This is a genomic window from Methanobacterium sp. (assembly GCA_030017655.1).
Classification (GTDB): domain Archaea; phylum Methanobacteriota; class Methanobacteria; order Methanobacteriales; family Methanobacteriaceae; genus Methanobacterium_D.
In genome coordinates this window covers 1-5,438 of sequence record JASEIM010000048.1, presented here as the reverse complement: position 1 = coordinate 5,438, position 5,438 = coordinate 1, and the positions used below count along the sequence as shown (strand labels likewise).

8 protein-coding genes and 2 tRNA genes are annotated in these 5,438 nt (G+C 32.9%); 7 read left to right on the top strand and 3 right to left on the bottom strand.

The window, feature by feature from the left end:
• The 5 genes from QMD61_11400 to QMD61_11380 all read left to right on the top strand — a co-directional run.
• A partial coding sequence (locus QMD61_11400; protein ID MDI6725238.1) for a hypothetical protein occupies positions 1–490 on the top strand: 490 nt, incomplete at its 5' end.
• A gap of 15 nt (positions 491–505) precedes the next feature.
• Positions 506–994, top strand: a complete 489-nt coding sequence (gene hacB, locus QMD61_11395; protein ID MDI6725237.1) for a homoaconitase small subunit — start codon at positions 506–508, stop codon at positions 992–994.
• A gap of 181 nt (positions 995–1,175) precedes the next feature.
• Positions 1,176–1,775, top strand: coding sequence for an HVO_0476 family zinc finger protein (locus tag QMD61_11390; GenBank protein MDI6725236.1), 600 nt, complete (start codon positions 1,176–1,178; stop codon positions 1,773–1,775).
• The gene (locus tag QMD61_11385; GenBank protein MDI6725235.1) at positions 1,775–2,437 is read left to right on the top strand and encodes a protein-L-isoaspartate O-methyltransferase; all 663 of its coding nucleotides are present in this window, start codon (positions 1,775–1,777) and stop codon (positions 2,435–2,437) included. The genes QMD61_11390 and QMD61_11385 overlap by 1 nt, the downstream gene beginning before the upstream one ends.
• Before the next feature lie 118 nt (positions 2,438–2,555).
• Complete coding sequence (locus QMD61_11380) at positions 2,556–3,830, top strand: tRNA (N(6)-L-threonylcarbamoyladenosine(37)-C(2))-methylthiotransferase (GenBank protein MDI6725234.1); 1,275 nt, start codon at positions 2,556–2,558, stop codon at positions 3,828–3,830.
• 12 nt (positions 3,831–3,842) lie between these two features.
• Here the strand turns inward: QMD61_11380 and QMD61_11375 are convergent, their stop codons facing one another.
• The 3 genes from QMD61_11375 to QMD61_11365 form a co-directional block, all read right to left on the bottom strand.
• Positions 3,843–4,043 carry a hypothetical protein gene (locus tag QMD61_11375; GenBank protein MDI6725233.1) on the bottom strand — a complete coding sequence of 67 codons (201 nt, stop codon included), beginning with the start codon at positions 4,041–4,043 and terminating at the stop codon, positions 3,843–3,845.
• A gap of 119 nt (positions 4,044–4,162) precedes the next feature.
• Positions 4,163–4,235, bottom strand: a tRNA-Phe gene (locus QMD61_11370).
• Between the two features lie 3 nt (positions 4,236–4,238).
• Positions 4,239–4,310: transfer RNA gene (locus QMD61_11365), tRNA-Val, on the bottom strand.
• 347 nt (positions 4,311–4,657) lie between these two features.
• On the opposite strand from QMD61_11365, the gene QMD61_11360 reads away from it, so the two are divergent.
• Both QMD61_11360 and QMD61_11355 read left to right on the top strand, forming a co-directional pair.
• Entirely contained in the window at positions 4,658–5,065 is a 408-nt protein-coding gene (locus QMD61_11360; protein ID MDI6725232.1) for a spore germination protein GerW family protein, read from the top strand.
• A 40-nt stretch (positions 5,066–5,105) separates the two neighbouring features.
• A partial coding sequence (locus QMD61_11355) for a hypothetical protein (protein ID MDI6725231.1) occupies positions 5,106–5,438 on the top strand: 333 nt, incomplete at its 3' end.

Below are 5,438 nucleotides of genomic sequence, written 5' to 3'. Positions count from 1 at the left end.
AGCATCTACAGCTTCTCCAGCACCATTAATAACGAGATATGATTTTCCAGAAGATTGGAATATAATTCTTGCTATACCTGATGTCCCCGCAGGAGCTTCAGGTCCAAAAGAAGTAAATATTTTTCAAAAATACTGCCCAATACCTTTAAATGAAGTTCAAAGACTGTCCCACATCTTGCTGGTAAAGATGATGCCTTCGGTAGTTGAAGAGGATTTAGATTCGTTCGGCGATTCAGTTAATATGATACAGAACACTGGTTTTAAGAAGATAGAACTTGAACTCCAGGATCCAATAATTAATGAAATAATTGAAAATATGAAATCTGAAGGCGCAGCTGGAGTGGGTATGAGTTCATTTGGACCAACTGTTTATGCAATTACAGATGATAAGACAAAAGGCATATCAAGGGCAGCAAAAGACACAATGAAAGATGTTGGCGGTAAACTAATTATTACAAAGGCCTGGAATAATGGCTTTATCATAAAATAACTATTGATGATTTATATGAAAGAAATACAAGGCAGAGTATGGAAATTTGGAGAAAATATTGACACTGATGTAATAATTCCTGGAAGATATCTGAGAACTTTCAGTTTAGATGACCTTGCAGCCCATGTAATGGAAGGAGTGGATCCTGAATTTTCTAAAAATGTGGAAAAGGGAGATATAATTGTTGCAGATGAAAACTTTGGCTGCGGTTCATCAAGAGAGCAGGCTCCAGTAGCTATTAAACATGCAGGAGTTTCTGCAGTAATTGCAAAATCATTTGCAAGAATATTTTACAGAAATGCCATAAATGTAGGGTTACCAGTTATCGTGGCCGATATAAAAGTGAATAAAGGCGATATATTAAGAATAGACCTTTCAAAAGGTATTATTCATAATTTAACTACTGAAAAAACATTTAAAATCGAGCCATTTAAGAAATTCATGCTTGATATTCTTGAAGATGGCGGACTGGTTAATCATTACCTTAAAATGAAAGATAAATAGGTTATGTGATTATCTAAGACTTTTTATTGTTTCTACATTATATTTAATAATCATAAAACAATAAATTGATAATGTTCATATTAAATATTATTTATTGAATACAATTAAACCTGTTAAAAAAATGCCATACAGGTTCTTTTTATTACATTATTTGAATAAGAATTTAACTGAGGGAAAATAAATGAAATGCCCCGCATGTGAATCTGAATACTACGAAATATTAAAATCAAAGGGTAAACATTCAAAGGAACTACTTTTAAAGTGTGAAGAGTGTGGCAATGTTTACAGAGAAATCATAGCACGAGAAAAACCAGTTGATGTACGGATTGTTATCAGTGAATTCGAATCTTCCAGTAAGGGTTTTATTAAGCTTTATCCAGATGAAGAACTTAGTTTGGGGGATGTTCTTGAATTTGAAGATAAAAAAGTTGAAATAACATCAATTGAAACAAAAAGAGGAGGAAGAACAAACAAAAGTAATGTCAATGAAATAAATACTATCTGGGCATCTTCACTTGATATACCGGCAAGGATTGGGATTTCAGTGGATTTTGGAGGTAGAATTATATCTAAGAAAGTTGAAGTTGACAGAGACTTTGAATTCCATGTTGGAGATGTAATTAAACTTGGAAATCTTATTTTTAGAGTGAATTCAATAAAAACAATTGAAAGAAAGGTCAGAAAGGGCTTTGCAAAGGCTTATGTAACAAAAAGAGTTTATGGAAAACCTTTAGATAAATCAGTAAGATATAATTATGATTTAAGCTCTAAATTAGTATGATGGAAAATGAAAGAATTGAACTTGTAAGAAGACTTTCAGAAATGGGATATATTAAAACAGAGAAAGTTAGAAAGGCAATGGAGAAAGTTCCAAGAGAAGAATTTCTACCCGCTTCAAATAGGCCTTATGCATATGCTGATCAACCTCTTCCGATTGGAGAAGGTCAAACTATCTCAGCACCTCACATGGTGGCAATGATATGTGAAATACTTTCCCTGGAAGAGGGTATGAAAGTTTTAGAAATTGGAACTGGTTTTGGATATAATGCTGCTGTTGTTGCAGAAATACTAGGCAAAAAAGGACATTTATACAGTATAGAAAGAATAGAATCTCTTGCAGAAACAGCAAAAGAAAATTTAAAGAGAACAGGATACTCTGAAAATATAACAGTAATTCTGGGAGACGGAACAAAAGGATATTCTGAAGAAGCACCTTTTGATAGAATATACGGCACTGCCAGTGCCCCTAAATTACCAGAACCATTAAAAGAGCAGCTTAAAATTGGTGGAATTCTGTTAATTCCTGTTGGAGAGCACAGATATCTTCAGGACCTTATCTGTATTACCAGAAAATCAGAGGAAGAATTTGATAAAAAATCAATTGGCGGAGTTGCTTTTGTTCCTATGATAGGAGATCATGGATGGCCTGAAAATAAACTTTAAATTTTAAATAAATCTTATTTTAAAGTTACTTAATTGATTAAACTAATTTTAATTAATAAACTTTGATGATACGGTTACCATTAACTTAAAAAGGACTAAATTAAGGATACAGGATAAAATGAAGGTTTACATTGAAACATTTGGCTGCACGTTCAACCAGGGAGACTCACAGATAATGGCAGGGCTTCTAACGGAAAAAAATGCTGAAATAGTGGAAGAACTTGAAGATGCTCATGTAATTATTGTTAATACATGCTACGTTAAACATCCGACAGAACAAAAGGTCCTGAACAGGATTCATAGGATTCAAAAAGAATTTCCAAATAAAAAATTGATTGTGTCTGGATGTATGGTGGAAATTGATCCAGATAGACTGAAAAAAGCAGCACCAGCTGCGGGATGGATTGGACCACGTCAAATTAAATCAACTGCAGATGTTGTAGAATCATCTCTTAATGGTAAAAGTATGAGAATTATGGGACATGGCAATGAGATAAAGCCAGGTCTTCCAAAGATACGTTTTAATCAATTTGTACATATAGCTCAAATATGTGAAGGATGCAATGGAAGCTGCACTTACTGCTGTACCAGATTTGCACGGGGAAAACTTCAGAGTTATCCAGTTGATTTAATTAAAAAAGAAGTTGGAGAAGCAGTAAATGAAGGCTGCGTTGAAATCCAGCTTACAGCTCAGGATACAGCAGCTTATGGGAAAGACACTGGAGAAACATTAGCAGATTTAATAAGACAAGTAACTAACATTCATGGTGATTTCAGGCTACGAATTGGAATGATGCACCCAAAGAGCATGATGGGAAATGTTAGTGAGCTTATTGAAGCTTTTAAGCATAAGAATATTTATAAATTCATACACATACCAGTTCAAAGCGGAAATGATTCGGTATTGGATGATATGAACCGCGGAAACACAGCAGAACAATTTAAAGAAATAATATCCAGGTTTAGGGAAGAAATACCCGAAATTTCCATTGCAACCGATATCATTGTAGGATATCCTACTGAAACAGATAAAGCATTTGAAGACACATTGAATGTGATTAAAGAGATTAAGCCAGATTTTATCCATATTTCCAAATATGGGCATAGGCCAAGGGCGATATCTTCATCTTTATCTGAAATTGATTATAATTTAATGAAAAAACGTTCTAAAGCATTAAATGAATTGAAATCAAAGATATTATTTGAAAATAATCAAAAACAAGTAGGTAGCATTCAGGAAATACTGATAATAGAAAAAGGCAGTAAAGGTGGATATATCGGAAGAACTAATTCTTACAAGCCTGTTGTTGTTGAAAATGCGAATATTGGCGAATTTGTAGAAGTTAGGATAGAAGAAGCTACAAGTACTTATTTAAAAGGTTCTATTTTATGAGATTATGAATGATTATCTTCTCCATAAAAGTTTTTTAGATAATTTTTCCATCTTTTTGGCTTCTCTGAGATTTTTTTCAAGGTTTCCATCCTCTATAACTATGGAACCATCATATCCGCAGTGATAGCATTTCCATGTGCCAGTACCTTCATAAATTTGCTCATATTTTATTTTATGCGAACCGCAGCGTGGACAGAATGTTTTCTTGCTCATATCTTTCCTCCAAAATGATATTAATTTTTAGATATTAAATCTTTTATTTGGCTAAAAATAGTTTAAGTTAGAGGAAAATAATTTTGAAATACAAAAGTAATTATTTTAAGTAAAGAAAGTGCCGTGGGCCGGACTTGAACCAGCGACATCCAGATCTTCAGTCTGGCGTTCTCCCAACTGAACTACCACGGCATATGGGCCGGACGAGATTCGAACTCGTGATCACCTCCGTGTCAGGGAGGTATCATACCCCTAGACCACCGGCCCGTCTGGAGTATTTGAATATAAATGAATTCATATATAACCTTTTCCCTTATTTGCTAAATATTTTTTGGAAAAATAGGGATTGGATGAATATATTTAATTTTTAATATTTTTAAGCTGTGAAATATTAAATTGTTATTTGAAGTTTTATTTGCGATATGACAACTTAATAAGATGTATTTATATATAAAACTACTAAATTACTAATTTATTTATATTAGGGAATTATTGTACTTTATAATACTTTTTAAATTAATATTAGACATTATTTAAACAAAAAAACAGTCATTATTTTTATATAGTATTAAATTAATAATATAACTGTAAAAAAATTGTTAGAGGGTTATAATATGGATGTAGAACCAATTAAAACAACTGTGGAAGAACTTTTAAAAGTTTTAGCCACAGAAAATGTAATAGGCGAAACAATAGAGACCGAAGATAAAATTCTGATTCCTGTTACTAAATTTGGGATGGCATTTGGTGCTGGGAGCGGTGAGGGCAGCGGACCGGCAAATCAGGGAGGAGGTAAAGGCAGTGGTGCTGGTGGAGGTGCTGGTATAGAGCCTATAGCCATGATAGTAGTATTTAAAGGTGTTACAGGTCCTGAAGGAGTAAGAGTAATGCATTTAACACCCCCAAATCCAATTAGCCGTGCTATTTCTGAAGCAGTACCTGCAGTAATTGATCTCATGAAAGAAAGTAAGGAAACTGTCAAAGACTTAACTAAAGAGGAAAATAAAGAAGAGACAGAATAATAATTTCTCTTTTATCTCTAATTTTTAGAGAGTGAACTAATTGATCCTTGCAACCGCCATTATATTAATTATAATATTAATTTTTGCATGTATTCTGGTGGTTCCATTTGAGATATGTATTGATTTAAGTAGCCAGGGTTTCAAATTCGATGGATATTTAAAAATAATATGGATGAAGATTAAATTAATCCAAAGAGAAATTCAAAAGGATAAAACTGGAAAAGACATAAGAAAAGAGGAAAAAGCGGAAGAAAAGGGTCAGAAATTAAATTTAAAAAAAATAATAGAGATAATCTCTCTATTAGGGGAGTCTTTACCCCCTATTATTAAAATATTCAAAGCTATTTTGAAATCTGTTAAAATAGAGCAGATT

Coding starts and splice junctions, on each gene's coding strand:
- QMD61_11380 (MDI6725234.1), top strand. CDS start 2,556: ATGAAGGTTTACATTGAAACATTTGGCTGCACGTTCAACCAGGGAGAC.
- QMD61_11375 (MDI6725233.1), bottom strand. CDS start 4,043: ATGAGCAAGAAAACATTCTGTCCACGCTGCGGTTCGCATAAAATAAAA.
- QMD61_11385 (MDI6725235.1), top strand. CDS start 1,775: ATGGAAAATGAAAGAATTGAACTTGTAAGAAGACTTTCAGAAATGGGA.
- QMD61_11390 (MDI6725236.1), top strand. CDS start 1,176: ATGAAATGCCCCGCATGTGAATCTGAATACTACGAAATATTAAAATCA.
- QMD61_11360 (MDI6725232.1), top strand. CDS start 4,658: ATGGATGTAGAACCAATTAAAACAACTGTGGAAGAACTTTTAAAAGTT.
- hacB (MDI6725237.1), top strand. CDS start 506: ATGAAAGAAATACAAGGCAGAGTATGGAAATTTGGAGAAAATATTGAC.